Annotated in this window: 34 protein-coding genes; 15 read left to right on the top strand and 19 right to left on the bottom strand. The window is 63.6% G+C overall.

Going from position 1 to position 24,866, the window contains the following annotated elements; genetic code table 11:
- Nucleotides 1-189: 189 nt before the first annotated feature.
- Complete coding sequence (locus tag YUU_RS0136695; RefSeq protein WP_027526797.1) at nucleotides 190-1,596, bottom strand: adenylate/guanylate cyclase domain-containing protein; 1,407 nt, start codon at nucleotides 1,594-1,596, stop codon at nucleotides 190-192.
- A 190-nt stretch (nucleotides 1,597-1,786) separates the two neighbouring features.
- Between YUU_RS0136695 and YUU_RS0136690 the strand changes: the two genes are divergently transcribed.
- Together YUU_RS0136690 and YUU_RS60500 are read left to right on the top strand one after the other, a co-directional pair.
- Nucleotides 1,787-2,137: a zinc ribbon domain-containing protein YjdM gene (locus tag YUU_RS0136690; protein ID WP_027526796.1), complete on the top strand. Its 351-nt coding sequence runs from the start codon at nucleotides 1,787-1,789 to the stop codon at nucleotides 2,135-2,137.
- 32 nt (nucleotides 2,138-2,169) lie between these two features.
- Nucleotides 2,170-2,343: a hypothetical protein gene (locus YUU_RS60500; RefSeq protein WP_016840760.1), complete on the top strand. Its 174-nt coding sequence runs from the start codon at nucleotides 2,170-2,172 to the stop codon at nucleotides 2,341-2,343.
- 124 nt (nucleotides 2,344-2,467) lie between these two features.
- Here the strand turns inward: YUU_RS60500 and YUU_RS0136680 are convergent, their stop codons facing one another.
- Nucleotides 2,468-2,632: a Flp family type IVb pilin gene (locus tag YUU_RS0136680; RefSeq protein ID WP_027526795.1), complete on the bottom strand. Its 165-nt coding sequence runs from the start codon at nucleotides 2,630-2,632 to the stop codon at nucleotides 2,468-2,470.
- A gap of 197 nt (nucleotides 2,633-2,829) precedes the next feature.
- On the bottom strand, nucleotides 2,830-3,093 hold the full coding sequence (locus tag YUU_RS0136675; protein WP_027526794.1) for a hypothetical protein: 264 nt from the start codon (nucleotides 3,091-3,093) through the stop codon (nucleotides 2,830-2,832).
- A gap of 256 nt (nucleotides 3,094-3,349) precedes the next feature.
- Here YUU_RS0136675 and YUU_RS0136670 point away from each other — a divergent pair, with 256 nt between their 5' ends.
- Nucleotides 3,350-3,880 (top strand): phasin family protein, encoded by a 531-nt coding sequence (locus YUU_RS0136670; RefSeq protein WP_035664373.1) that lies wholly within the window; start codon nucleotides 3,350-3,352, stop codon nucleotides 3,878-3,880.
- Nucleotides 3,881-3,978: 98 nt separating this feature from the next.
- Here the strand turns inward: YUU_RS0136670 and YUU_RS52920 are convergent, their stop codons facing one another.
- Entirely contained in the window at nucleotides 3,979-4,455 is a 477-nt protein-coding gene (locus tag YUU_RS52920) for a hypothetical protein (protein ID WP_035664389.1), read from the bottom strand.
- A 159-nt stretch (nucleotides 4,456-4,614) separates the two neighbouring features.
- Entirely contained in the window at nucleotides 4,615-5,421 is an 807-nt protein-coding gene (gene pdxY, locus YUU_RS0136660) for a pyridoxal kinase (RefSeq protein WP_027526792.1), read from the bottom strand.
- Nucleotides 5,422-5,708: 287 nt separating this feature from the next.
- Here pdxY and YUU_RS0136655 point away from each other — a divergent pair, with 287 nt between their 5' ends.
- Together YUU_RS0136655 and YUU_RS0136650 are read left to right on the top strand one after the other, a co-directional pair.
- On the top strand, nucleotides 5,709-6,041 hold the full coding sequence (locus YUU_RS0136655) for a GYD domain-containing protein (protein WP_027526791.1): 333 nt from the start codon (nucleotides 5,709-5,711) through the stop codon (nucleotides 6,039-6,041).
- A gap of 513 nt (nucleotides 6,042-6,554) precedes the next feature.
- The gene (locus YUU_RS0136650) at nucleotides 6,555-7,865 is read left to right on the top strand and encodes a hypothetical protein (RefSeq protein WP_027526790.1); all 1,311 of its coding nucleotides are present in this window, start codon (nucleotides 6,555-6,557) and stop codon (nucleotides 7,863-7,865) included.
- A 22-nt stretch (nucleotides 7,866-7,887) separates the two neighbouring features.
- Here the strand turns inward: YUU_RS0136650 and YUU_RS0136645 are convergent, their stop codons facing one another.
- From YUU_RS0136645 to YUU_RS0136625, 5 genes are all read right to left on the bottom strand, one after another.
- Nucleotides 7,888-8,268: a hypothetical protein gene (locus tag YUU_RS0136645; protein WP_027526789.1), complete on the bottom strand. Its 381-nt coding sequence runs from the start codon at nucleotides 8,266-8,268 to the stop codon at nucleotides 7,888-7,890.
- 30 nt (nucleotides 8,269-8,298) lie between these two features.
- Entirely contained in the window at nucleotides 8,299-8,490 is a 192-nt protein-coding gene (locus YUU_RS0136640; RefSeq protein WP_156944707.1) for a hypothetical protein, read from the bottom strand.
- A 163-nt stretch (nucleotides 8,491-8,653) separates the two neighbouring features.
- Nucleotides 8,654-8,941: a hypothetical protein gene (locus YUU_RS0136635; RefSeq protein ID WP_027526787.1), complete on the bottom strand. Its 288-nt coding sequence runs from the start codon at nucleotides 8,939-8,941 to the stop codon at nucleotides 8,654-8,656.
- A 145-nt stretch (nucleotides 8,942-9,086) separates the two neighbouring features.
- A complete protein-coding gene (locus tag YUU_RS0136630; protein WP_027526786.1) occupies nucleotides 9,087-10,052 on the bottom strand; it encodes an SH3 domain-containing protein in 966 nt (321 codons plus the stop codon).
- Nucleotides 10,053-10,280: 228 nt separating this feature from the next.
- The gene (locus YUU_RS0136625; protein WP_027526785.1) at nucleotides 10,281-12,206 is read right to left on the bottom strand and encodes an FAD-binding monooxygenase; all 1,926 of its coding nucleotides are present in this window, start codon (nucleotides 12,204-12,206) and stop codon (nucleotides 10,281-10,283) included.
- Nucleotides 12,207-12,323: 117 nt separating this feature from the next.
- Between YUU_RS0136625 and YUU_RS0136620 the strand changes: the two genes are divergently transcribed.
- Entirely contained in the window at nucleotides 12,324-12,788 is a 465-nt protein-coding gene (locus YUU_RS0136620) for a MarR family winged helix-turn-helix transcriptional regulator (protein WP_027526784.1), read from the top strand.
- A gap of 6 nt (nucleotides 12,789-12,794) precedes the next feature.
- On the opposite strand, the gene YUU_RS0136615 is transcribed toward YUU_RS0136620, so the two are convergent.
- The gene (locus YUU_RS0136615; protein WP_027526783.1) at nucleotides 12,795-13,316 is read right to left on the bottom strand and encodes a DUF1993 family protein; all 522 of its coding nucleotides are present in this window, start codon (nucleotides 13,314-13,316) and stop codon (nucleotides 12,795-12,797) included.
- 174 nt (nucleotides 13,317-13,490) lie between these two features.
- Between YUU_RS0136615 and YUU_RS0136610 the strand changes: the two genes are divergently transcribed.
- Nucleotides 13,491-13,922 (top strand): hypothetical protein, encoded by a 432-nt coding sequence (locus tag YUU_RS0136610; RefSeq protein WP_027526782.1) that lies wholly within the window; start codon nucleotides 13,491-13,493, stop codon nucleotides 13,920-13,922.
- A 16-nt stretch (nucleotides 13,923-13,938) separates the two neighbouring features.
- On the opposite strand, the gene YUU_RS0136605 is transcribed toward YUU_RS0136610, so the two are convergent.
- Together YUU_RS0136605 and YUU_RS0136600 are read right to left on the bottom strand one after the other, a co-directional pair.
- Complete coding sequence (locus YUU_RS0136605; RefSeq protein ID WP_198031888.1) at nucleotides 13,939-14,136, bottom strand: hypothetical protein; 198 nt, start codon at nucleotides 14,134-14,136, stop codon at nucleotides 13,939-13,941.
- A gap of 126 nt (nucleotides 14,137-14,262) precedes the next feature.
- Entirely contained in the window at nucleotides 14,263-14,859 is a 597-nt protein-coding gene (locus YUU_RS0136600) for a L,D-transpeptidase (RefSeq protein WP_198031887.1), read from the bottom strand.
- Between the two features lie 322 nt (nucleotides 14,860-15,181).
- Between YUU_RS0136600 and YUU_RS0136595 the strand changes: the two genes are divergently transcribed.
- From YUU_RS0136595 to YUU_RS0136570, 6 genes are all read left to right on the top strand, one after another.
- Complete coding sequence (locus YUU_RS0136595) at nucleotides 15,182-16,126, top strand: hypothetical protein (RefSeq protein WP_027526779.1); 945 nt, start codon at nucleotides 15,182-15,184, stop codon at nucleotides 16,124-16,126.
- Between the two features lie 92 nt (nucleotides 16,127-16,218).
- Complete coding sequence (locus YUU_RS0136590; protein ID WP_156944705.1) at nucleotides 16,219-16,488, top strand: hypothetical protein; 270 nt, start codon at nucleotides 16,219-16,221, stop codon at nucleotides 16,486-16,488.
- A 343-nt stretch (nucleotides 16,489-16,831) separates the two neighbouring features.
- Nucleotides 16,832-17,068 carry a hypothetical protein gene (locus tag YUU_RS0136585; RefSeq protein WP_027526777.1) on the top strand — a complete coding sequence of 79 codons (237 nt, stop codon included), beginning with the start codon at nucleotides 16,832-16,834 and terminating at the stop codon, nucleotides 17,066-17,068.
- Nucleotides 17,069-17,233: 165 nt separating this feature from the next.
- Complete coding sequence (locus YUU_RS0136580) at nucleotides 17,234-17,611, top strand: hypothetical protein (protein WP_027526776.1); 378 nt, start codon at nucleotides 17,234-17,236, stop codon at nucleotides 17,609-17,611.
- Nucleotides 17,612-17,701: 90 nt separating this feature from the next.
- Entirely contained in the window at nucleotides 17,702-18,823 is a 1,122-nt protein-coding gene (locus YUU_RS0136575) for a hypothetical protein (RefSeq protein WP_027526775.1), read from the top strand.
- Between the two features lie 109 nt (nucleotides 18,824-18,932).
- Nucleotides 18,933-19,178, top strand: a complete 246-nt coding sequence (locus YUU_RS0136570; RefSeq protein WP_027526774.1) for a hypothetical protein — start codon at nucleotides 18,933-18,935, stop codon at nucleotides 19,176-19,178.
- Between the two features lie 99 nt (nucleotides 19,179-19,277).
- Here the strand turns inward: YUU_RS0136570 and YUU_RS0136565 are convergent, their stop codons facing one another.
- The 4 genes from YUU_RS0136565 to minC form a co-directional block, all read right to left on the bottom strand.
- Nucleotides 19,278-19,463, bottom strand: coding sequence for a hypothetical protein (locus YUU_RS0136565; protein ID WP_027526773.1), 186 nt, complete (start codon nucleotides 19,461-19,463; stop codon nucleotides 19,278-19,280).
- Between the two features lie 215 nt (nucleotides 19,464-19,678).
- Nucleotides 19,679-19,960, bottom strand: coding sequence for a cell division topological specificity factor MinE (minE, locus tag YUU_RS0136560; protein ID WP_027526772.1), 282 nt, complete (start codon nucleotides 19,958-19,960; stop codon nucleotides 19,679-19,681).
- Nucleotides 19,957-20,772 carry a septum site-determining protein MinD gene (minD, locus tag YUU_RS0136555; protein ID WP_027526771.1) on the bottom strand — a complete coding sequence of 272 codons (816 nt, stop codon included), beginning with the start codon at nucleotides 20,770-20,772 and terminating at the stop codon, nucleotides 19,957-19,959. The genes minE and minD overlap by 4 nt, the downstream gene beginning before the upstream one ends.
- Before the next feature lie 21 nt (nucleotides 20,773-20,793).
- A complete protein-coding gene (gene minC, locus YUU_RS0136550; RefSeq protein WP_027526770.1) occupies nucleotides 20,794-21,489 on the bottom strand; it encodes a septum site-determining protein MinC in 696 nt (231 codons plus the stop codon).
- 421 nt (nucleotides 21,490-21,910) lie between these two features.
- Here minC and YUU_RS0136540 point away from each other — a divergent pair, with 421 nt between their 5' ends.
- The gene (locus tag YUU_RS0136540) at nucleotides 21,911-22,900 is read left to right on the top strand and encodes a phosphotransferase enzyme family protein (protein WP_027526769.1); all 990 of its coding nucleotides are present in this window, start codon (nucleotides 21,911-21,913) and stop codon (nucleotides 22,898-22,900) included.
- A gap of 7 nt (nucleotides 22,901-22,907) precedes the next feature.
- Here the strand turns inward: YUU_RS0136540 and YUU_RS0136535 are convergent, their stop codons facing one another.
- The gene (locus YUU_RS0136535) at nucleotides 22,908-23,165 is read right to left on the bottom strand and encodes a hypothetical protein (protein WP_027526768.1); all 258 of its coding nucleotides are present in this window, start codon (nucleotides 23,163-23,165) and stop codon (nucleotides 22,908-22,910) included.
- A 67-nt stretch (nucleotides 23,166-23,232) separates the two neighbouring features.
- Nucleotides 23,233-24,261 (bottom strand): DUF2778 domain-containing protein, encoded by a 1,029-nt coding sequence (locus YUU_RS0136530; protein ID WP_027526767.1) that lies wholly within the window; start codon nucleotides 24,259-24,261, stop codon nucleotides 23,233-23,235.
- Nucleotides 24,262-24,400: 139 nt separating this feature from the next.
- Between YUU_RS0136530 and YUU_RS0136525 the strand changes: the two genes are divergently transcribed.
- Nucleotides 24,401-24,841 (top strand): DUF1810 domain-containing protein, encoded by a 441-nt coding sequence (locus YUU_RS0136525; RefSeq protein WP_027526766.1) that lies wholly within the window; start codon nucleotides 24,401-24,403, stop codon nucleotides 24,839-24,841.
- Nucleotides 24,842-24,866 lie beyond the last annotated feature (25 nt).

Here is a 24,866-nt window from a genome sequence, read left to right as displayed (position 1 = left end):
TTGCGCTGCGCTTCATCCGGACTACGGTGACGGGCTGTCGCCAAAAACCGCGATGATGAAATAATGCCGATGATTTGCCCGACGCGTCAAGCGACTTCGTAAAATCCGCAAACGCATCACAGGGGTGATCGGCTACTTTGCATGGGGTTGTTTTCGCGCTTTTTGTTTTGCCCCCACCCGGCCCCACCCTCAGGGAATCTCGTACACCGACACCCTGTCCGAGATGCCGCTCAGCGCCACGCTGCGTCGCGTTGGGCTTAGGCCGCCGGCCTCGAGCAAGGTCCGCGTGTCGGCATGCTCCAGCACCGGCTCCGTCACCACGATCGCGCGTGAGGCGGCAAGCCCCTGGACGCGCGAGGCGATGTTGACGGTCTGGCCAAAATAGTCCTGCTGGCCGTTGAGCGTGACCGCGAGGCACGAGCCTTCGTGGATGCCCATCTTGAGCAGCAGGCCCTGATGCTGCCGCTCGGCGCCGAGGTCGCTCATCGCCTCGCGCATGCGGATGGCGGCGGCAATGGCGCGGTCCGGCGTCTCGAAGGTCGCCATCACGGCATCGCCAATGGTCTTCACGATGGCGCCGCGCTCGGAGACGATGATCTCCTGCAAGAGGCGGAAGTGCTCGTTGACGAGATCGAAGGCGACGAGGTCGCCGACATGCTCGTAGAGCCCGGTGGAGTCGCGCAGGTCCGAGAACAGGAAGGTCAGGCTGAGGATCTTCAGGCGCTGGCCGATAGCGAGCGTGTCGGTGCGGTAGAGATCGCGGAAGGTCTGGTTGGTGAGGAGACGCTTTGCCGTCAGCGCCGGCTTGCGCCGCGTCAAGAGATCGTCGAGCGCCTTGTTCGCGACCCACACCGCCGGCAGCACGCGGCCGTCGGTGCGGTTGTCGAGCGCCAGCCGCAGCGGCCCGGGGCGCAAGCTGACCGCTTCGGCAGGCGTTTCCGCCTTGTTGAAGATCATCGAGAGGTTCTGCCGCTCGCTGGTCTCCTCGCCCTTGATATCGAGGAACTGGGCGGTATGCGTCACCGGATCGAACACGATCAACGTGCCCTCTGGCACCTGCAGGGACAGGATGGCCCGCTCGCCCGGCGGCAGGTCGAACGTCTCGAGCGTCACCTCGCGCAGCAGTGTCTCGACGTCGCCCGGAAGATCGATGGCCGAGCTCCAGAAGATCTGGCGATAGTAGTCGGCCAGCGGCAAATCGTCGGGATTGTGGGCCGCGATCTTGCGTACGCGCGGGCTGATCGTGAAGGTCACCTCGACGAGATTGTCGAGCGTCGTCTCATAGCCCGCGGCGCAGAAGGCGCAATGATAATGCGGGCTGTTGAGGGTCTTCAGGCTCTTGTTGGCGGACAGCACACCGGCGCAGCTCGGGCAGATCACGCTCCAGGTCATCTCGGCCATGCCGAGCTGCACCGCATGCAGCAGGCCCGCGACAACGCGCTCCTCATCGAGCCCGGCGCGAACCGCCAGGTCCAGCGCGTTCATGCGGTTCAAGGCATGGTCCGGCGCCTCCCGCACCATGCGCTCGAGCATGTCGACGACGCCTTCGTCGGCCGACTGACGCAACACACCAAACAAGGTCTCGATTTCGCTCATGCGATGATGTTACCTGAACGCGGCGCAAGCGGTAATCCGCTCCCTATCAGCTATGTTTCGCGAGGCTGAGCACAAGCGGTATCAGCCAAATGCTGCGTCACGATGATGGGAGGGACAGGTAGCCCGGATTTCCCTTGCTTTCCCCTCCCCGGCCCCTACGGTGCGCCCGCCTAAAAACGTTGGATTGACGATGACTGACGCCACGAAATGCCCCACCTGCAACTCCGAGCATGCCTACCAGGATCGCGATCTCTGGGTCTGCCCGGAATGCGGCCATGAATGGAGCACGTCGACTGAGGCGGCTTCGGAAGCCGCGCAGGAGGCGGGCGTGCGCGATGCCAACGGCAATGCGCTTGCCGATGGCGACAGCGTCATCGTGATCAAGGATCTCAAGATCAAGGGATCGTCCTCGGTGGTCAAAGGCGGCACCAAGGTCAGGAACATCCGCCTCCAGGACGCCACCGACGGGCACAACATCGCCTGCAAGATCGACGGCATCGGCGCGATGAATTTGAAATCGGAGTTCGTGCGGAAGGCGTAAGGCGGGTCGGGATCAGCGAAGCGAGGACGACGATGAACGGCAATCGCTACTACGGAGTTCGGGTCGAGGGCGCCAAATATGGCGTGGGCTTCGGTTCGGCGCTGGCCATCGCGATCTCCTACACCAAGAACCATTCGATCCTGTGGGCAATCATCCACGGCATTTTGGGCTGGCTCTACGTGATCTACGCGGCGCTGTTTGGTTGATCGGCTCCTCGGCCGGTAGATGCTCCTTTACAATACTTCGGATTTACGGTATTTCTTTAGGCGTCGCGATCCGAGAGGCCGTCGGTAGCCCGGATGGGCATCCGGGCTACGCAGACCGCTCTTGCTACTTCAACGCGGCGGCCAGCGCGTTGAGCTTCTCAACCAGATTGGTGCCGAGCGCATAGATGACTTCGATGATGGCAAGCGCGATGCCGGCGGCGATCAAGCCGTACTCGATCGCGGTCGCGCCGGACTCGTCAGCGATGAATTTTGCGAAAATGCGCTTCAAAAGCGTATCCTTTCCGGTTGTGCGAGGCATGGCCCGCGCGTAACCGGATAGGATGTGCAATCTACGATTGCGTTAATTCGGGTCTGACAATTTGACGATATGCGAGACGAAGGTGCGCCGGGATCGTGCTCGCGGAATGAGCCGGCAGGATGGGGCTGGCCAACGGCGCAGGCCCACCCTGCTCTTTCTGACCTCGCTCAGCGCGCGGTGCCGGTCGTGACCGGCGCGGTCGTTGCGGTCGTCACTTTGGCGCGCGGCGTCAGCACGCTCACCTGGTGCGGAGACGGCGCGGTCGTGGAAGCCGCCTGCTGGTTCACATGCGCGGCGCCGAGCAGGCTCACCTGCACGGGCGAGGCCGCAAAGCCATTGGCCTCATAGCTCGGCAGTTCCGCGGCGAAGGCGGCGGTGGCAGCAGCGACCCACATGGCAGCGGCTGCAATGGTTAACGGAATTGTTTTCACACCGAATCTCCTGGGTAGAACGTGAGATCCGGAACTATGTCCTTATGTTGCAGCGCGGTAGCCCACTTTGCTGCATTGCAACAATGCAGATTTTGCAGATGGCCGGACCGTCCTGAACGCGAAATCCCTCCGGCCTGGCGTTCACCCTGCCAAATCTCATCACACCCCCGCCACGCCTGTGACAAGCCGCAATCGCGATTTCAGCGCAAACGCAGCGGAGGGTTGCAGCTTCATCGATTTGGGGAGTCATTTTGTAATGTTGAGCGTGGACCAGACCAAGCAGACCGGAAAATCCGGCCAGCGCAACCGGAAGAAAAAGACGAAGCAGGCCAAGGCCGACGAGCAACACGCGGCCGCAACGGTTCAGTCGCCGGATCCCGAGCCGGAGACCAGTCAGGCAACCGAGCTGGAGACCGGCGTAGACCTCGAACCACAGTTCCCGTCGACTGAGGTTTCTGCCATCGAGACAGCAAACGTGCCGGCCGCTTCGATGGAACTCGTCCCGGTCAGCATGCAGTCGATTGCGGATGCCTATGGCGACTACACCAGGAAGTCACTTGAACGCGCCTGGTCCTTCATCGGGAAGCTTGCGAGCGCGCGCTCACCCGCGGAGGCGTTTGAGCTTCAGATGGAATTCGCGAAGCAGGCGTGTGAATCCTTCGTCGAAGAAACGCAGAAAATCGCCGACCTGCACGAACAATTGGTCAAGCAGCGGGTCGTAAACCTTGAGGGCTTCGTGGCCAGGATCACCCAGACCACGCTGGAAGTCCGTGCAACACGCCACTAGCTGGTCGTTCGGTATCCGAGGCCGCGAGGCAAAAAAAGAGACCGCCCGAAGGCGGTCTCACACCCCCCGGATCAAGGGGACCGGATCCGGGAGGGCACCTAGGCGCTTTCGGATACCTGTTCCTCTTGGGCGGGCTCCTCCTCCATGGAGGGAACGCTGCCCGCGGCTTCCATTCTGCGCTTCACCTGCTCGCATGTCTTGCGGACGTCCTCGGTGAACAGGGCGCATTCTTCGATCCTTTTGAAGATCTTGCGTCCTTCTTCACGGTAGCCCGCGGCCGTTTCGCGCATATACGCGATCGCATCGTGCACCTGGGCCGTCAGCTCTTCGCATTTTCGCGCAGCTCCGATCAACTCGGCCCCCATCGCCTCGATCTCTTTTGCGGCGGATTCATAATCGCGAATGACCGCCTCTGCGCTGAGGGCGCCCACACGCGTAACGCCCTCCGTGTGCTCGACATAATCAGGCAATGCAATTGAAGCTAATGAACTTCCGTGACGAACCGAAGCAATGTCCGCCTCAAGTTGAACCAGGTTTACCGAGTCCTTTCTTCGCAATTGTTCAACACTTGCCATGGGTGGGTTCTCCCGATACGCGCCCCGAACAACCCCAACGCTCCCAATGTATTACGGGGGTAACTCGCGTTCTAACTGTATATGCTGTTGACTGCCTCAAGCTTGCCGTATTTTACGACATCCGGCCGGACACCTGCAGATAATGAAATTAGCAGCCACTCAACCTGTCGGCGCAATAAGGCAAAGCTCCTCCGATCCCGTTTGATGCGTGCGCGCGAGCACCGTAAACACATGATCGACCGCCAACCGAACCGCCGTTTCGACCGTCGCCCCCTTCGCAAGCCCCGCCGCCACGAGCCCCGACAGCAGATCTCCCGTCCCGCACGGCCGGATCGGCAGCCGCGCTGTCGCAAAGCGCGACAGTTTTTCGCCCTGGCACAGGATCGTCTCCACCTGCCCTGCTTGCGTGTCGACGAGCGTGCAACCGGTAGCGATGACGCCTTTCGGGCCGTGCGCCGCGATGGCGGCGCTTGCTGCCGCCAACAGGCTGGATGCATCCTTGACTGCGATCCCTGACAGTTGTTCCAGCTCGAACTGGTTCGGCGTGATGAAGGTCGCGGCTGGCACGAGCCGCTTGCGAATGACATCCAAAATGCCGTCGGCGACATAGACGTTGCCGTCGTCCCCGATCACGGGATCGCAGAGATAGATAAGGTTTGGATTTCGTCGCAGCGCGCGCTCGACGAAATCGGCGATGGCTTTCGCGTTTGCAGTCGAGCCGAGATAACCGGTGACAAGGACGCTTGCCCGTTCGATCAGGCCACGCTCCTCGACGCCGAGCAGGAGATCGGCCACGAGCTCCGCGTCCAGCACGCGGCCGCGCAGCGTCGGATAGCGCGGGTGGTTCGACAGCAATGTTGTCGGTACCGCCGCGACATCCACGCCCTCCGCCTGCATGGGATAGACGGCGGCCGAATTGCCGACATGGCCGTGAACGACCTGGCTTTGAATGGAGATGACGAGCATGTGCGCGATTTGACTTCGAGGATGGCTGGGAGCGACAGCGATACCTGTCAATTGCTCCACCAAGATGATACCTTTCGCAAGGTCTCAACTCCGTGACCTCATGTGCGAGGCGAAGCATTGTGGCGCTCGAAAAAGGGACTATAGTCCCTCCCCGCTGCCACAACGGACGTGCCGAAGTCCGCTTTGCTTTGAGGCAGCTTGCATGCCGTCGGCAGGCTTGATCCTCGCCCCTGCGGGCGCCTTTTTCAAAAAGCTGATTGTGCGCTCATCACCCAACGGAGGGAACGATGCCACTGTTCATCACCTACGTCTCCTATTCGAATGCAGGCGTGAAGGGACTCGTCGAGAAGCCGTCTGATCGTTCGGAGGTCGTCAACAAGCTGGTCGAGAAGGCAGGCGGCAAGCTGCTCGGCGCGTTCATGACCACCGGCGCGCATGATGCCGTGATCGTCACCGATATGCCCGACGGCTCCGATGCCATCGCGATCGGCATGGCGGCTGCTGCAAGCGGCGCGGTGTCGAAGATCGAAACGGTCCGCGCCTGGAAAATGGGCGAGTTCAAGTCGGTCGCGGAAAAGGCCTCGCGTCTCGCCGCCGTCTACACGCCGCCGGGCAAATAGAGCCGGCGATCGCGCGCGATGCTGACGCGTTAGCACAATCTGCACATCGTTATGGCCGGGGCGTGTCCCCGCCAAGACGGTTCGCGCTGCATCGCGCGTTAAGGTTTTGCATTAAGCGAAGTCACAATTCCTCATTTACGCGTGCAACAATTTTCCATTAAGCTCCACGCGACCGGGCAGGACGTTTGAGCTCGTGCCGATTTTGAAAAACCCGGGGCTGGCTTTGCGGTACCTACTTTGATTGGCTCTGCGCTTTATGACTTCAAAGGCCGCCGCTGGGCGGCCTTTTTGTGTCTGAAGCATCGTGATCATGCGAGGCTCAGCGACGGCCGGCTGAGACTCTGAGGGAACTGCATGGAACCCGCGCGTGTCCGCCGGGCCACACTCGCGCTGAAAAGCTCTGCCTTCGCCTTTTACGCCATTGCGCCGCCATATCCTCGCCCGAACAATTGCTGCGTCGCATGCTTGGCTGTTGCAATCGGGTTCCGGCAGGAGCCTTTGGAGGCTGGGATGATGAACGATCAACGCTCTCTCATCGTGGCGGTGTCGTGCCCTGCGGCGGTTCTCGCGGGTTCCTTTGCACTGTGGCTTGCCTCGGCTGCTCCGGCGGCAATCGAGAACAGCAGTGCCAACGTCGCTGCGGACTCTTCCACACCAGCTCTCGCCGCGCACACTGAACTTGCCGACGTCCCGCGTGCTGCGAGCGCGAGCGAGCCCGTCGCCGTGATCGACGTGCCGACGATCGCACTGCCGGCGGTGAGCACGACGACCGACGTGGCACCAGCCACGGCCACACCCGAACCAGCCATCAAGCTTGCATCGTCCGATCCCGTGCAAATGCTGCCGGCGGAAAGTTCGCCGCCGCTCGCAAGTTCAAGCACGCCGGAGACTGTCACCACCACACAGGCGCAAGAGCCGACCGTCAAGCTCGCTTCCGCCGATCCGACGGACGTGCTGCCCGCGGACACGCCGCCGCTCGCCGCAGCGAGCGCGGAGCCCGTCGTGACCGACGCGAAAGCAACTACGCGCGAGGGTCCGGATCCGCTCGAAGTCGCCGACGAGTGCCTCGTCGTCGACGTCTGCATCGACCGCTATCTCTGGGCCCTCTATCAGCGCACGCCCAAGGAGGACTCGATCAAGGAGCAGGAGCGGCGCAGCGTCACGATCAAGCGGCGCGGTAAGATGGTGACGGTGATGAGAACCTTCACCAAGCTCGTTGACGAGGATTTCGCCTGGAAGGATCCGAAGGCCGCCGACAAGGCCGGCATGTCGCTGATGGATTACGTGATCGGCGGTATGGACCGCAGCTTCAAGCTCAAGCTGTTCCACGCGCTTCATGCTGCGCAGGCGGCGGGTCTCGAGCCCGGCATCACCAGCGCCTTCCGCGACGACTATCGTCAGTCGATCGCGAGCGGCCTGAAAGCCGCCTCCAACCGCTCGTATCATGGCGGCAGCACGCGTGGCGGTTATGGCCATGGGCTCGCCGCCGATATCGTGAGCGTCAAGGGTGAGAACCGCGCGCAGCGCTGGGTCTCCACCGAATTGCTGTGGAAGTGGGTCGATGCCAACGGCAAGGCGCTCGGAATCGGGCGGCCCTATCTCGACCACGATCCGCCGCATGTTGGCCCGATCGACGGCCAGGAATACGTCTCCCGCCGCGGCGGCGGCTCGACCTCCAAGCAGGCCGCGGCCGAGGCGAAGCCGCACAAGAAAGTTGCTGCGAGGAAGCTCGCGGCCGCACGCGCAGCCAGGCACACCGCCGCGCGCGATGCGCGAGGGAAACATCCGCAGGCTTCGCGTGCCTCCAAAGTGCGCACGAGCTGAGCGGGTAGCCGCGTAGGGCCGATTACCTTTGCGGAACCGGCGCTGGCGGCCGCAGAGACGACCGCGGCGCACCGGCCGGCTTCGAGGATTTCGCGGCCGCGCGCGGCTTGCCGGCAGGCGGGCTGTCGACGCTCTCCAGATAAGCTGCCAGCGCCTTCGCCGAGTCCGCGCTGCTCGCGTAATGGTCCTTCAGGAACCAGTAGAGCGTGAAGCTGAAGCGCCCCTTGGCAAGCCCGCGCGGGCTGCGGTGGCAGCTCGCGCAGCCATCGGCAAACAGTTTTTGCGGCGGCTTGCCCTCGTCGAGATTTTGCGCACGCGCAACGGTCGCGGTCAGCAGGACGGCTGCGGCCACGGCGAACAAGCGCGCGATCAGCCTGCGCCCCGATCGATCAGATGACGTCAAAATTGTCCCCTACCCCAATCGAGCAGCCGGTCAGGCCGCCGGCAACGCCTCGAACTCGGCTGGCGCGTAGGCCTTGCCATCCTGGTCGGTGATCACGACCTGCCAGCCTTCGCTCGCCCACACCCGAGCCTTCGCCACGATCACGAGCCGGCTCTCACGCTCGAACCTATACGTCTCATTGTCGCGTTCTGCGACCATCTTGTAAGCCACAATCGTCCCCATCGCACATCCCCTGCACCCGCTTCTCACGTGCCAGCGGGCTTTGGCGGCAATTCGCCGGGAGCATGGCAATTTGGTGCCGTCCAGAGCATCGTGCAGCCTCGCGACCGCCGCCGCGGCGCGCGAAACCCTCAGGTTATGGATGTCGGGGCGCGCTGGGCGGCGGTCAATGCACGCGAATGATGTGCGGCCGGCCGAGGTCGATCAATCCTTGCACCGCCGAGAGGCGGTCTTCCAATGCTGCAATCGTCACAAGCAAATTATTACGCCGCTCGTCCAAGATGCCTTTTTCGGCGTCGGACAATTTCGTCCGCGTCCGCTGCTGGTCGAGATCGAGAAGCGAACCGCGATAGCCGGCGATCACGCGGGCAAGCTGCTTCGCCTCCTTCGACATCGATTTCATCGCGACATTTTGCCGGCGCGTCTCCGACTGGCCTTGCTGTCTCATCGTCATCCTCCCGTAAGCCCCTTGCCCCGAGTGGACGAGCGAATCATCCGGTGAAGTTGTTACGTTCGATGAAATCTACCTCTGCGTAATTGCCTCAAATTGTGCACGCCGGAAAGAAAAAGCCCGGCTCTTGGCCGGGCTTTCGGTCTATTTAGTGCCGTTCGCGGCCCGGAGGGCCTCCGGCCGGCGCTCCGCCGCCATGCGGCGCGGCGTTGATATGGGGGGCACCGCCACCACCGCCGACATGGGGCGTCGCGGGTGCAGCCGCGTGCGGAGCCGGCATCTGCGCATGCGCGTTCATCGGCGCGCCGTGGCTGATATTGGGTTGCGCGACGTGCGGCATCGCGGGACGTGCCGCAGGGGCCGCCGAGACGCGCGGCGCCTCGTGGCCACGTGCGATTTGCGGCTGCGGACGTGCCATCGGCTGCACGCGGGCGGCGGCACGCGCGTTCTCATGGGCAGCGGCGCGCGCATTCTCATGCGTCGCACGCACCTCGTTCTCACGCGTCATCCGCGCCTGTGCATCCGCCGGGCGGCCGCGGATCTCGCGTGCCTGCGATTGCTCGCGCGTCACACGAGCTTGAGACTGCTCGCGCGTTACGCGCCCGGCTTCGCCTGCACGGGTCCGACCTTCGACGCCGATCGCGGCGTCACGCGTCGCGGCACGGCCGATGCGCGCGGCCCGCGGATCAAGCGTCAACCGCGTCACGTCGCGCTCGTGCGAGGTCCAATAGTTCGCCCAGTAGTCGCGGCGGTGATACCAGGGTCGGCCGGCGTAATAGCTCGACCAGTACGAGCTCAGCACGAACGGCACCACCGGAACGTCGATCTCGTCGACATAGTCGGGCAGATAGACGTAGTGGTTGCGGTAGAGATATTCGAGATATTGCGATGACACCCAGCCGCGGTCATCCGACCAGCTCACGTCGCACCAGGCATTGCCTCGCAGGCAGCCGTGAATGTTGACGCGTGCCCCACCGGGAATACGGTCGACCATCGGAAAGCCGGGCCCCGGCCCTGCCCTCAATCCGACGGACGCAGTGACGATGCCAGGCGCCGCAAGCGCGGCGGTCGGCGCGAGCAGCATGGCTGCAGCAAGAACAAGTCTAAGCTTCATGGCGTGATCCTCCTCGTACGAGCAGGAACGTCCGAACGGAACGAGCGTTCCGCGTCATCGCGTCGAACTAGCCAAAAGACCGTTGGCGGACGGGTTCAATATTCATCCGCCGTTCATCACACGCTCTTTGAAGCGTAGACCGGATGGAGCGAAGCGTAATCGGGGTATCGTCCCGCGGGCTCTAATCCCGGATTGCGATTTGCTCCATCCAGGCTACGATTTCCTCGCTCAATTCACCTGCAGCATGAAGTCGTCGAAGAACGCCGCCAGCTCTGCGTAGGCATCGAGCGGCAGCACATGTGCGACGTATTGATCCGGCCGCACCACGACCATGCATCCCGCATTGCGATCGATGCCGCGCATCGCAAAGATGTCGTGACCGCCCTTGAGATCGGGGCAGAACATCTTTTCGTAGTCGCGAAGTCCGTAGCGTCCTTTCGCTGGCAGAAGCAGTGACGGCATCGCACCGATTGCGAGCTCGCGATGATCGTGCTGGAACACCGCGCGCACATCGATCACCGAGTCGATATCCGCATCTCCGGGCGTATAGCGTCGCACCGGCGACTCCCGTCCCTGGCTCAGGAAATTGCAGAGCGCGGCAATTGGGCCCTCGCCCGCCGAGGGGTTGCCCGCACCCGCAAAGGCAAAAATGCGCCAGCGGCCGTCCGCCCTGGCGACGTGGCCGAGGTGAACGGGTTTTGCATCGGCAAGGCGGATGACCGGCCCAGAGTGAAAGCGCTTGCCGATCACGAGACCGCTGGCCAGATGCTGATGTGTGGTGTTGCCGGTGAGAAGGGCCGGCCGATAATGCGTCGCCGTGCCTGCGGTGTAGCGTCCGTGGCGGACAAAATAGTCCTGAGTCTTGGCGGCATCCGCAGCCTTGCCGTCGCCCTTGGCCGAGGCCAGGATCGTCGCCCATTCGCGATCGAACTCGATCAGCTCTTTGGCCACTGCCTGGCGTTCGGCCGAATAGCTGTGCAGAAGGCGCGGCGCGCACTGCTTGCGCAGCACTGCGGCGAGCTTCCAGCCCAGATTGAAAGCGTCCTGCATCGAGACGTTCATGCCTTGCCCCGCCTTCGGGCTGTGCGTGTGGCAGGCGTCGCCGACGATGAAGACGCGCGGCAGTCGCATCGCGATCTCCGCCTCCGGCACGTCGTCGAACTTGTCTGTCAGGCGCTGACCGATCTCGTAGACCGACCACCAGGCGATTTCCTTCACATCGAGCGTGTAGGGATTCAGAATGCGGCGCGCCTTTGCGATCAAATCGTCAGAGGTGATGTTGCGGCTCGCAACACGCTCGCCAATGTCGAGCGTCGTCAGCTCGACATAGAGGCGGACGAGATAGCCGCCCTCGCGCGGGATGATGATGATGCTGCCGTCATTGGCCGACTGAATCAGCGCCTTGAAACGGATGTCGGGAAAGTCGGTCACCGCGAGCACGTCCATCACGCCCCAGGCGTGGTTGGCGGAATCGCCATGCAGCTCACGGCCGATGGATTTGCGCACGGTGGAGCGCGCACCATCGCAACCGACGACATAGCGCGCCTTCACGGTTTCGATCTCGCCCTGATGGCCGGGATCAACGCGCTCCAGCCTCACCGTCACCGCGCGTTCCTCGAAGCGCGCCGCGGGATCGACATGGAGATCCATCAGACGCCGCGCGTAATGCGGCTCGAGCTTGGCGGGCGACTTGCGCATGACGTCGAGAAAGCCGTCATGCACGCGCGCCTGGTTCAGGATGACATGCGGAAATTCGGACAGCCCGTCCTCGACGTCCTGCACCCGGCCGCTGCGCACGATGTTTGCGCTGTGCTTGTCGTCGGGCTTCCAGAACGTCGTCTCGTTGACCCAATAGGCCTCCTTCAGCACCCGCTCGGCAAAGCCATAGGCGTGGAACATTTCCATGGTGCGGCAGGCAACGCCGTCGGCCTGGCCGACGAGAAGCCGGCCGGGCTTCTGCTCGACGATGCAGGTCTTGACGTCGGGAAACGCGGCGAGCTGCGCCGCGAGCGTGAGGCCGGCCGGACCGCAACCGACGATCAAAACGTCGACCTGGTCCGGAACGGAGCCGGTCGCACCGGAGGCTTGAATGCGCTCTGCGGGGTCGGCGATATCGGGGTCGCCGGGCAAAAATCCATTGAGATGGAACTGCATGAGACCTGCTCCTCCCCTCTTTCGGGCTTGCTGTCGGCGTTAGCCCCTTCTTCAATATTGATCAGTATACTGACCATCAGTATACTCGTCAACACCCCCCTATCCGAGGAGCGCCCGGTGAAAGACAACAACGACATGCCCGGCCATCTGGCCCGTCGCTTTCAGCAGATTGCAGTGGCGGTGTTCCTCGCCGAGGTGGAGGACGCGGGGTTCGATCTCACGCCCGTACAATATGCGGCGCTCGCGACCATCAAGGCCAATCCCGGGCTCGACCAGGTGACGTTGGCAGGCCTGATCGCCTACGACCGCACGACCATCACCGGTGTGATCGATCGCCTCGTGCAGAAGGGCCTCACCGAGCGTCGCGCCAGCAGCCGCGACCGGCGCGCTCGCGAACTCGAGATCACCGACGAAGGACGCAAGACGCTGCGCGCCATCACGCCGGCAGTCGAGGCGGCGCAGCGGATCATGCTGCGCGGCCTGACGGACAAGGAGGCCAATGAATTGACGCGGCTCTTGCGCAAGGCGATCGCCGCGGGCAACGAGCTCAGCCGCGCGCCGCTGCGCGAGGCGCCGACGTGAGCGCGCTCACGTCTTCAGATTCAGCCGGCCCATGAAATCGCGCTTGCCCAGCGGCGCGCCCTTGTGGCGGAGGATGGCATAGGTCGTGGTCGCATGGAAAAAGAAGTTCGGCAGCGAGAACGACATCAGAAAACCCTCCGCGGTGAACGGCAGCGTGCGGTCACCGACCTTGAAGGTGACATCGCGGCCGATCAGAGCATCGACGGCCTCGGGGGTCAGAGCGGAGATCTCGTTGCGTGCTTCGGTCACCAGCGCCTGAAGCGCGGCGTAGTCGAGATCGGGCTTGATGCTAGGCGGGACGAACACCCCGTCCCTCGCCGCTGCGAGCGCGCCGCGCGAATGATGCGCGACCGAAATCACCTGGGCGCGCAGCGGCCACATGTCCGGCGCAAGGCGCGTCTCCACGACCTCGGCCGGATCGATGCCCTTCTCCTTGAAATGGACAAGGCTCTTGTCGAGGAAGCCGCCGACCGCACCCAAAATCTGGAGATAGTTGGCAACCGTTGCGTCGTAGAGCGAAAAGGCCATGGCGTAACTCCCACTTGGATATCGCGTGCGATAGAGTTCCCGCAAATCCTCGCCGATTGCAACCGGTGCCCAAATTTGTCGCAACGCGGCGAAACCTGGAACTAACTTTCGGCTGCTACCGTCGCCCCCATTCTGCGCTTAACGCGTGCTTAACTTTGCGATCGGGGGCCTTGGATGTTCAGGTTCGTCATGGCGGCCTTAGCCGCACTGCTCTTTTCCGGGCAGGCGCTCGCCAACGGACACGGCTCGGATGCTCCGCCGCCGCCAAAGCCCGACGCCACGACCGCGCCTGCGCGCGTGATCCTGACCAAGCAAGGGCCAAAGCTGGTCGATCTCAAGGGTATGACCCTTTATTACTATGAGCGTGACACCAGCGGCAAGACGTCGAATTGCGACGGCAAATGCACCCAGAGCTGGACGCCGCTGTCAGCGCCCACCGACGCCAAGGCGGTCGGCGACTTCACCGTGATCACCCGCAATGACGGCAGCAAGATGTGGGCCTACCGCTATCGCCCGCTCTATACGTCTCCCGCCGACAAGGAGCCCGGCGACACCAATGGCAACGCCACGACATTGCAATGGCGGATTGCCCGGCCCGACGAATAGCAGGACCGCTCGAATCTCAGTGCCTCAGGCTGCTCGCGACCTTTACATGCGCCACGGAATCGACGGCGGCGTAGTTCACCTCCGGATTCCAATGCAGCGCCGCGTACAGGATCATTCCCGCGAGGATTGAGGCGTAGAAGCCGACACTGGCCCACCGCCATTTTCGCGCAATGCGGCGGTCGTCATCTTTCAATTGATGAAAGAATTTCTGCATGGTGCCTCCCATGGCAGCCAGCCCGTGAGGCATCGCGCGCATGCAGCAAATCCGCTGTGCGGCAGTTCACGTTTTGCAGTTCCATAGCGCCACGCGCAGAGGTGATTTCGCCTCTGCGGTTATTCGCTACCCGCGCAAGCCATCTGCCGCCCCGAACTGCGCTGTCCGTCCCGGCGGCAGCACCACCACGGTCGACCCCATCTTCACCCGGTCGTAGAGATCGATCACATCCTCATTGCGCATCCGGATGCAGCCGGACGAGATCGCCTGGCCGATATATTCAGGCTGGTTGGTGCCGTGGATGCGGTAGAGCGTGTCCTTGTTTCCGGCGTAGAGGTAAAGCGCCCGCGCGCCGAGCGGATTGGCTGCGCCACCGGGAACGCGCGAAGGATAAGGCCCCAGCCTCTCCTGGATCTCCGGCGTCGGGATCCAGTCCGGCCACGCGGCCATTTTGCCAACCCGCGCCACCCCGGAGAATGCCATCGCTTCCTCGCCGACGGCGACGCCGTAGCGGATCGCCTTTCCGTCCGGCAGGACGTAGTAGAGATAGCGCGCGTCGGTATCGACCAGGATCGTGCCCGGCTGCTCCTTGCGCGAATAGTCGACGATGTGGCGGAGATATTGTTCGGGCACGCTCGCCTGCGCGTAGGGCGTATGCGCCAGCAACTGCCGGTCGCGCGGCGTCATGCTCGCGTTGTTGGACGGCGACAGTGTCGCCTGCATGCAACCGCCCAGTGGCAGCAACGCGGCTACCAGTATTGCGATAGAGGATTTTTGCACAGCCTGCCCCAGGTTGCGCCCCCAACCATAGACATCTGCTGCCCAAATCGTGCTGAAAAAATGGCAGCACCGCGGGAAAATTGACAAGTGTACGGGAGCGAGGGTTCCGCCGGCATGTCCGGCAAGGGGCGGCCCCACACTCTCCTTCCCGGCGCCTTGCTTTCGTCAAACCCGGCTGGACTCGTGCGCACTGGGGGCGGAGGACCGACTAATCTCGTTCAATCGGCTCGCGCAAATGCGGACGACCAAGGTTTAAGGAGCCTCGATGCTCGCGACGCTGAACAGCAAGCAAATCGTCGATGAAATCGTCAAGGACACGGCGAAGGATAACGATCCGCACGACGCGCTCGATATTGCACCCGAGATCGTCCTCGCCTCGCGCCCGGACAAGGCCGCGCCCACGCTCGTGCCTGACAGCGCACTACGTCCGGAGCCGAAGATCAATCTGGTGACGGAGGCTCCCGCTGCGGCGCCGTCGGTCGACACCGCAGTTCGCGCAGCGGCCGGCGACATCAGACGCAAGCGCTCGTCGGTCGGCAGATGGCTCAGGGGCGCGTTCGTCACCCTGCTGTTCGCCGCAGGCAGCGCCGCCGCCACCGTCGCCTGGCAGACTCACGGTGATACCGCGAAAGCGATGGTCGCTGCATGGATGCCGGCCCTGGTCGCTTCGCCGTCGCAGGCAACGCCGCCGGTGACGGAGCAGCCTGCGTCAACCGAGCAGCAAGCCACCACGGCTGATCAACCCGCCGAGCAACCGGCAACTCCGGTTCAGGCGCAGGACAACAGCAACACGAGCGCACCGGCGACCGCGTCCGACGCGCCGCAGTCGCTCCAGTCGATGACGCGCGATCTCGCCGCGATGACGCAGCAGATCGAGCAGCTCAAGGCCAACATCGCCGAACTGAAAGCAAGCCAGGAGCAGATGGCACGCGAGATCGCGAAGGCCTCCGCACCGCCGAGACCGGCTGAGGCCAGGATTGCCGATCCACGCGCGAAGCTCTCTGCTCTGCCGCCGCGGCCGCCCGCGCCGCCTGTGCGCAAACCCAGGCCCGTGGCCGCCGCCCCGGCCTATGCACCGACTTACGCGCCGGCGCCGATCGCACCTCCGCCGCAAGCTGCTGCCGTTCCGCCGCCGCCACCGCCTGCTTCCGCTTCGCAGCTCGCTGATGACGACGGACCTGTGGTGCGCCCGCCGATGCCGGTGCACTAGTCTCAGGCTCGTGAACCCTTCGGCGGCACAGCGAGACCAAGGCAGAGGACCGGTTCGCTCACCGACCGGACATGCGCCTCGGGCTGACCACCATGCTGACGATCAGACGCTTCATTTCGAATCTATCGCTGGCGGCAACCCCGCTGGTCATTCTGTTCGCGATCGTCGGACTGTTTGCGCTGATCGGACTGGCAAGCTGGATCATTTCAGCGATCGCAGGGCCGCAGGCCGCGGACAACTTCGTCGCCAACGTCATGACGCTGTTCGGCATGCTGGTGCTGTTCGCACCGCTTGCGATTATGATCTACGCGCTCGTCTCGCTCGTGCGCTGGCTCACGCGAAGCAGAGGTGACGCTGTCTGAGTCGTCGTGAGACATTGAGTCCGGGCGACTACGGTAGCGGGGATTTGTGCTTGTGCACGGAAAGAGAAAAGGCCGTCGGGATCTATGCCGCCGGCCTTCTCTTGCAACTGCCGGTTCCCGGAGCCCGGTTCTGCTGCAATTTCATGCCGCGAGCATGACGCGCGCATACTTAATAAAATCTTAATGACCTCGCGCGCTGCACATGATTTTTGCGTCATACGCACAGAGATTACGCGGACGCTTCGTTCGGAAGATGTCGACTCAGTGGTATCATCTTCGATGTGAGACTTGTCGCAGAGCTTGAGAATTCAGGACTTGAGTAGCCAAGACTTGGGGACCTCAGATGCCTTACTACTCTTTCGATCTCGTCGTTGGTGAAGAGTTCAAGAACCAGGGCGGCATTATCCTCGAAGACCTCGAGGTCGCCTCCGATCGCGCTGAACAACTGGCCAACGAGTTGTCGCAGGTGAATCCTGATCTTCAGCACAGGGGCTGCGCCGTGCGCGTCACCGACCGCGATCACAACGAGGTCTATCGGACGCCGCTCGATCCCGTTCCGAGCTGGCAACGGTCCGGTTAACTCGTCACGCACCGCCATCCCGAATTTGCTATCGCACGACGGGGCGGCATTCCTCGTGTGTGGCGTCCTGACCTGACGGCCCGCACCAGCGCGCGCGATCTTCCACCCCCATTGCGCAGCGGGACGCCGGACGCTAGCCTCCCAAAAAAACGGGAGGACATTGGAATGCGCTATGGTTGGTTGATCGCGGGCTTGATGCTGATTGCTGCACCCGCCCAGGCCACGCCGCGGTCGGTTTATGTGACGATGGTCCTGCAGGCCTTCGCCGCCAAGGTCGAATGCCCGGGCACCGATCTCGTCTACCAGGACCTGGTGAAGCGAGCGCAGGACATGCAACTGCCCGACGGCACGACCGAAAAAGTGCGCAAGGCCATCGCCTTTATGCACACCGGCGGCAAGATGGGCGAGAAGCAGGACGATGACCTGATGGCCGAGGTTGCGGTCGCAACCCAATCGACCGATCTCGACCAGCGTCGGCTCGGGATGAGCGGCTGGTGCGAAGCCCAGAAGACCAACCTCGCCGGGCTCATTCACGCCAAATGACGGTCCCGCAGCCCATCCTGCGCCCCCGGTGAACCTCAGCTCCCTCCTTCGCGTCCAACCCCTCAAGCTCAGGAAAACGCGAGAGGGGCCATGCCTCGGGGACATACGCATTGGAAGCGCTGGACGGCGGCGCTTGCGGCGCTCATCGCCGCAACATTGCCCGCCTGCGCCGCGACGGCGGACAAACCCGTTGCGGGGCAGCAGGTGCGCTTTCCGCAAGGCGTCTGGAGCGCCGTGCCCCAGGTCGGACCGGACGGCAAGGTGAGGCAATGCGTGCTGGTCGCGCCGAGGCAGCGCACCGAGGCGGGCGGCAAGGTCGATACCCGCTTCGTGCTAAACATCAGCCGCGGCTCGGGCTTTGTGATCTCGATGATGGATGACGGAATGCCCACTGAGCAGGTGCTGGACGACCAGGCCGAGATCGTGATCGATAATCGCAGCTTTCCGGCGGTCGGCTTCCCGGTCGGCACCGTATTCGCGCTCCATCCCGGCGATACCGACGGCGCGCTCACGGCGCTCGGCAAAGCCAACGCCGTGACACTGCGCTCGCAAGGCGCCGGTGTCGATTCCGGCGCGATCGCGCTCAACCTGCCTGCGGACGCGCTTGCGTGGCTGAAGCAGTGCAGCAAGATCTTCGATATCGCAATCGACAGGCCGACCGATCCCAACACGCCGGAGATGCCCGCGCCGCGGGCGCGCTCGCCGAAGATCGCCGTGATGCAGCCAACGCCGGCCGGCCCGCCCGGAATCGAGGACAAGCAGAAGATCGAGGGCTGGGACGCCTCCGAGCTCCGCAACCGCGACGGCGCGATCATCATCTGCCTCATCCGCCGTCACTATGTCGGCGGCACGGACACGCCATCGCGCCGCCTCGGAACTTTCCTGATGGTGAGCCGCGCGAAGGGCCTGACCATGATGCTGAAGGATTCCAAGCTCAACCTGCCGGAAGGCCAGGCCATCGAGGCGACGCTGAAGGTCGGCAACGCGCCGTTCGGCGACTTCTCCGCGCAGGTCCAGGGCCCCGACGAGATCGGCATCTTCCCGCAGCACGGCGCCGCGCTTGCGGCGGCGATCGAGAAGGACTCGAGCCTTATTGTCAGGGCCAAGATGGTCGAGGACAGTTACGGATTCTCGGTGCAGCCCGGCATCATCGGCTGGCTGCGCGCCTGCGCCCGCCGCAACGACATCGCCATCGAGCCCGCGGGACACTGAGGCGTTCGTGCGCAAACGTTAGCCATGCCGCGATGGAACCGCTGGCATTGGCCAACAATCGTCACAATCCTCGCAAGCATGCAGGCGGCTTCGTCAAGGAGACCCCAAAATGCGGATTGCCCACATTCTGCTTGCAGGTGTGCTCGCAGGCGCGTTGACCGCGCCCGTGCTCGCCAGGAATTCCAATAACCAGCCCGCTGAAGACAAATCGGCAGCGTCAACGTGCAGCGCCTATCAGCAGGCGCCGGACGGTTCGTGGACACAGCTTCCCTGCAAGGAGACCGGCGAGCGCAACAACCAGGCGCAGACGCAGCACAAGCCGCCGGCGCCGGGCACTCAACCGGACGCGCACTAGAGCATGATCCGGAAAAGTGTGAAACGGTTTTCCGAAAAGATCATGCTCAAACAAAAAAACTAAAGCGCGATGAGCGCTTGAGGCGACCGCCGCGTCAGCTCAGCTATGGTGCGGGCCTTTCATGATCTTCATGGCGTCCTCGATGTGGCGCCACTCCTTCGCCTCCTCGGCCTCGCCGCGGCTCTCGCAGGCCTGCGCCTGCTGGGCGGCCTGAGCAATCGCAGCAAAGCCGTGCTTCTCGAGCATCTGACGCGCGATGGTATGGACCTGGACCTCGGACATCATGGGCGCTCTCCCGGTTGACGCATCGCAGCCGCGGCATAGACGCCGCCACGACCTCTAACAAACGGCCGAGCGTAAGCCGGGTTCCCGCGCGTCACATCACGTCGGCAGGCCCGGGAATTTGAAGGGCTCGGCCTTGCGAACGCAACAAAGGCAGCCCGCTGTCGCCAGCGGACTGCCTTTTCATCCACCCCAAGTTAGACGACTCCGCCGGGCCCCTACCCGACCGCCACCCGCTTGCGCTCGACATCGTTGGGCACCTCGATGTCGACCTCGAGCGTCGAGACTTCGTCCCCGCGCTCCAGCCGCACGATCACCTTGGTCGGGTCGAGCTTGACGTGTTTCGAGACGACGGCGAGGATTTCCTCACGCAGCACGCTCAGCAGATCGGGCTGGCCGCGCAGCCCGCGTTCATGCGCAAGCAGGATCTGCAACCGCTCGCGCGCGACCGGAGCGGTGGCCTTGTTGCCGCGGAGAAGCCGGAGCAGACCCATGCTCATGCTGCCCTCCGTCGCAGGAGGCGATCCATGAAGCCTTTTTTCTCGGCAGGCACTGTCATCCGAATGCTTTCGCCGCACAACCGCTTCGCCGCGTCCATGTAGGCCCGCGCTGGCGCGCCGTCCGCATTGGACAGCGTCACGGGCGTACCGACGTTGGAGGCCTTCAGCACGTCCTGGCTCTCCGGGATGATGCCGAGCAGCGGCGTTGCGAGTATCTCGAGGATGTCGTCGATGTTCAGCATCTCGCCGCGCGATGCACGCGAAGAATCGTAGCGCGTGATCAGGACGTGCTTTTCGACGCGCTCGCCCTTCTCGGCCCGCACCGTCTTGGAGTCGAGCATGCCGATGATGCGGTCGGAGTCGCGCACCGAGGAGACCTCCGGGTTTGTGACGATCACGGCCTCATCGGCAAAGCGCATCGCCATGGATGCGCCGCGCTCGATTCCGGCGGGGCTGTCGCAGATCACCCAGTCGAACCGGCTGCGCAGATCGGCGATGACGGCGCGAACGCCCTCCTCGGTCAACGCGTCCTTGTCGCGGGTTTGCGATGCCGGCAGCAGCCAGAGGTTCTCCAGCCGCTTGTCGCGGATCAGGGCCTGCGGGAGCTTTGCAACCCCCTGCACCACGTTGATGAGGTCGAACACCACGCGCCGCTCGGCGCCCATCACGAGGTCAAGGTTGCGCAAGCCAACGTCGAAATCGACCACCACGACCTTGTCGCCGCGCTGCGCCAGCGCCGCCCCCAAGGCTGCGGTCGTCGTGGTCTTGCCGACCCCGCCCTTGCCTGATGTCACGACCAGTACCTTACTCATCTGAAATCTCTCCTTTGCTGGTCAGTTCAGTGCTGTAATTCGCATGGTATTCCCCTGCAGCCAGGCCTGCGCCGGCTTGCCGCGCAAGGAGGCGTCGATGTCGTCCGCAGTCTGGTAAAATCCATCAATTGCAAGCAGTTCAGCCTCGATCTTCTGACAATAGATACGCGCGGAGGAGTGGCCGTTGACGCCGGCCATGGCGCGCCCGCGCAGCGCGCCGTAGACGTGGATGGAGCCGCCTGCGACGACCTCGGCCCCGGAGCCGACCGAGCCAAGGATCGTCACGTCACCGTCGGGGAAGATCACGGTCTGGCCCGACCGTACGGGGGTTTCGAGCAGCAGCGAGCTCGGCTGCTTCGTGACCTCGACCTTCTTCGGCGCGCTCGGCTCGAGCCCGCAAGACCGTCCGCCCGAGAGCAACGGCGGCATGTTCGGCGTGAGCCGCGCCTCCTCCACCCCCTCGAGGCCGAGCACGCGGATCCCGCGCTCCTGGAGGCTTCCGAGCAGATGCGTGATGCCGGACTGGCTGAGATCGACCGAGGACAGGTCGACCACCACCGGCCGACCGGCAAAGAATCCCGGCGAGCGCGCGATCGTGGCGTCGATCTCCTGGAGCCAGTCGACGATCGGAACCGTCGGCACGAAGACGAAGGCGACGTAGGATCGGCCGCGCAGGCGCACCAATTGGCGTTGTGGTCTTGCTGCTGCTGCCTCCATGGCTGCCGACTCGTCCTTGTTATTGAATGGTTAACGATGCGGCGGATTTGGTTAACGGCCGGTTAATTTCCCATTGGGTTACATCTCTCGGAGTGTGCGCCTTGGGCACCGTTCCTGGCCCTACCCGACTGGCGAACTTTTTGATCTGCGGATTATCCGAAGATTCCGGCCTACGAGGGCAGCGGCATGACCAACGACGCAGCGAACTTTGCCTGCGTCGATCCGGGCGGCGATCAAGACTTCTTCGATGACGACGACGGTCGCGGCCAGAACGCGCAGTAATCGTCTCAGTCGCTCACACTACGACAAAGATGCCGCGCTCCATCCAACGCGGCGCGGCATCGCTGTTTTCGAGGCTCCGCCTTCCCTCGCTGAAGAGCCCGCATTAGGATCGCCGCCGGTCCCCGCTTGAGCTTCAGTCTTGGTCGATTTCGAACCCATCTACACGATATCTCCAGCGGAGGCGGTCGCGCGCTTCCTCGCCGAGCGCTATGCGCTGGCAGCGCCCCTTCAGTGCCGCATGGTCAGGCGCGGCTTCAACGACACCTACCGCATCGTTACGGCCAGCGACGAGCGCTACATCTTCCGCTTGTCGCATCATCGCGCACGCGGGGCTGCCGACGTGGGGACGGAAACGGATTTCCTGGCTCACCTCGCCCGATCCGGCGTGCCGGTCGCTGCGGCCGTCCGAACACCTGATGGCGCTCTCTTCGTTCGGGCACAAGCGCGCGAGGGCCAGCGCGAAGGCGTGCTCTTCCATGAACTCCAGGGGCGCGCGCCTGAAGCAACATCCCTTGCCGATGCGCGCGCCAACGGCGTGACACTGGCCAAGCTGCACAACGCCGCGGACTCCTACAGCGCGCCTGCGCCACTTTACAGACTCGATCTCGATCATTTGTTGCGCCGGCCGCTTGCGAGAATCCGCAAGAGCGGACTCTTGGAGGACGCGAGCGCCGAAGCCGCCGATCTCGAGGCCATCGCGACACGAACCACTGAGCGGATCGAAGCCCATAACGAATTGACCTGGACCCATTGTCACGGCGACTGCCACGGCTCCAATGCATTCATCACCGAGGCGGGCGAAGCGGAATTCTTCGATTTCGACGATGGCGGCCCGGGCTATCTTGCCTACGACCTCTCGGTCTTCCTGTGGGCAAAGGTGTCCTTTGGCCGCAAGCTTCACGCTGTGTGGCACGCCTTCGTCGATGGCTATCGAAGCGTTCGTCCCATCACGCAAAGCGATTTCGAGGCCGCGCATGCGTTCGTCATCGTCAGGCACTTCTGGCTGATGGGCGAGTACGCAAGCCGCACGCGGGAATGGGGCACCGAGCTGACCAAGTGGGTCGCCCGCGAGGGTGAATTCCTGAGGGCATGGGAGCGAGAGCAGCTCGACGGTCGACTGCTCTTGTAGATCCGCGCTACAACAGCTTCGCGCTCACGAACAGCGCGCGCACGGCGTTCGTCGCCTGCACGGCAAGCATCGCGTTGTCCGCGGCGCCTTCGAGCGCGGCGACGGCCTCCTCATGGAGCGAACGAAATTCCATCCACTCCATCGAATTGTAGTTGGTGAGGAATTGATAGGCCTGCCCGACGGTCGCGATCGCCAGCGTGTTGCCGTTCAGGCGAATCTTGAACGTCGTGCGCAGCGGAGTGTCGGAGCTGGATGGATCGGTCATGGGCTGCTTCTGCACGAGAACGGCTTAACGAAGGGAAAACGGCCGCCCCCGCCGTTTGTTCAGACTTTTAGGAGTCCGAGGCCGATGCGCGCTGCGACACCGACGTGGCGCCCTTCAGGTTCGGCACCACGATCAGACGGTTGATCTCGCCGTCGTCATAGGCCTTCAGGAAACGATCATAGAACTTGATCGAGACGCAGCCGTTCGAGTCGCCGCGCGGTCCGAGCATGTAGCTGTGCGTGAGCAGCCCGACGCGGCCAAGAGCGCTGGTCCCGTCGACCGGCGTCATTCGCAGCGCGCGCACGCCATGGAACAGCTTTTCGCGCGGCTTCAGCTCGTAGGTCGCCGGTGGGGTCGCGCCAACCATGCGCTGGTCGACATGGTCGGGGTCGTCCATCATGGAGCCCATGCCCGAATGCGCTTCCAGCGCCACGCCGTTCGGCAGGTACACTGCCTTCGCCGAGATGTCGTATACCGCGGTCTGCGAACTGTAGCCGAGCGCGGCGAGGTCAGGCCCCTGGCGGAACAGGCCGCTGTCGGGCGTCAGCGAGGCGAGCCTGATCTTGCCCGGGAACATGTCGGAGAATTTTTGCAGCAGGCTGCGGTTGTCGCCCTTCGGCAGGGAATCGGCGAAGGCCTGGCTGGAGGCGACCTGGGAGGCGAGATCGGCCTGGACCGGGCGCGACCGGGGCATCGGGACGTCAGGCTTCTGCGATGACGGCGGCGCCGCCTCGGCCACCTGCTTATCGTCTTCGGTCAGGGTCGAGCGCCAGTCGTCACGGACGAGCTGCTGGGCGAGCAGCGCCTTGGCATCGCGGAGCTTGAGTTGGAGCATGCTGACCGCCGAGCGCTCGACGGGGCGTACACTGGCGTCACGCGCCGGCGAACTGGGCTGGAATCGGTCCTCAAAGGATGTCGTTGGGCCGCTGGGCGGCAAAGCGGCAGAGGCAAGCGAGGCGCTGTCGTTGCCACAGGCGATCCAGGCAGCCGCGCCGACCGATAGCGCTACTGCGGCCAAAGACAGCAAAAGTGTTTCCGACCGCCCGATACGGCGGCGCGACAAGAGCTTGTTGGCCCGTGCTGCGTCGGAAACCATCAGATCCCCAAATCGACCCGCTCAACCCCGTCTCGAACCCCTTGGGGTGCCCAACCCCGTCGAGACTCTATAGTAGCTACCACATCAGGAGCCAAAAGTTAGGCATAATCGCGGCCGGGGCGGTAGCTGGAGGCGGTTAATGAGCGATCCTTTTGACCTTAAACGCTTCATTCAGGCCCAGAACGCCATCTATCCGGGGGTCGTCGGGGAGCTTTCGGCTGGGCGGAAGCGCAGCCACTGGATGTGGTTCATCTTCCCGCAAGTGGCGGGACTCGGCTTCAGTGCCATGTCGCAGCGTTATGCCATCGCCTCTCGGGCAGAGGCCGAGGCCTACCTCACCCACCCCGTGCTCGGGCCGCGCCTCGTCGAATGCACGGGCCTCGTGCTCGCGGTGAAGGATCGCAGCATCAACGCGATCCTCGGCGCGCCCGACGACGCCAAGTTCCGCTCATCGATGACGCTGTTCGAAGCCGTATCGGGTGAGGCGATCTTCGGCCAGGCGCTTGCCCGCTATTTTGCCGGCGCGCGCGATGGTGCGACGCTCGAGATCCTTGCCGCAATGGACCGCAGCACGGGCTGACCGGCTGAGGCCTGCGCCTACCATC

It is taken from the genome of Bradyrhizobium sp. Ec3.3 (genome assembly GCF_000472925.1).
Taxonomy (GTDB): Bacteria; Pseudomonadota; Alphaproteobacteria; order Rhizobiales; family Xanthobacteraceae; genus Bradyrhizobium.
The sequence above is the reverse complement of the archived record's forward strand: the minus strand, read 5'-3'. Positions and strand labels throughout refer to the sequence as shown.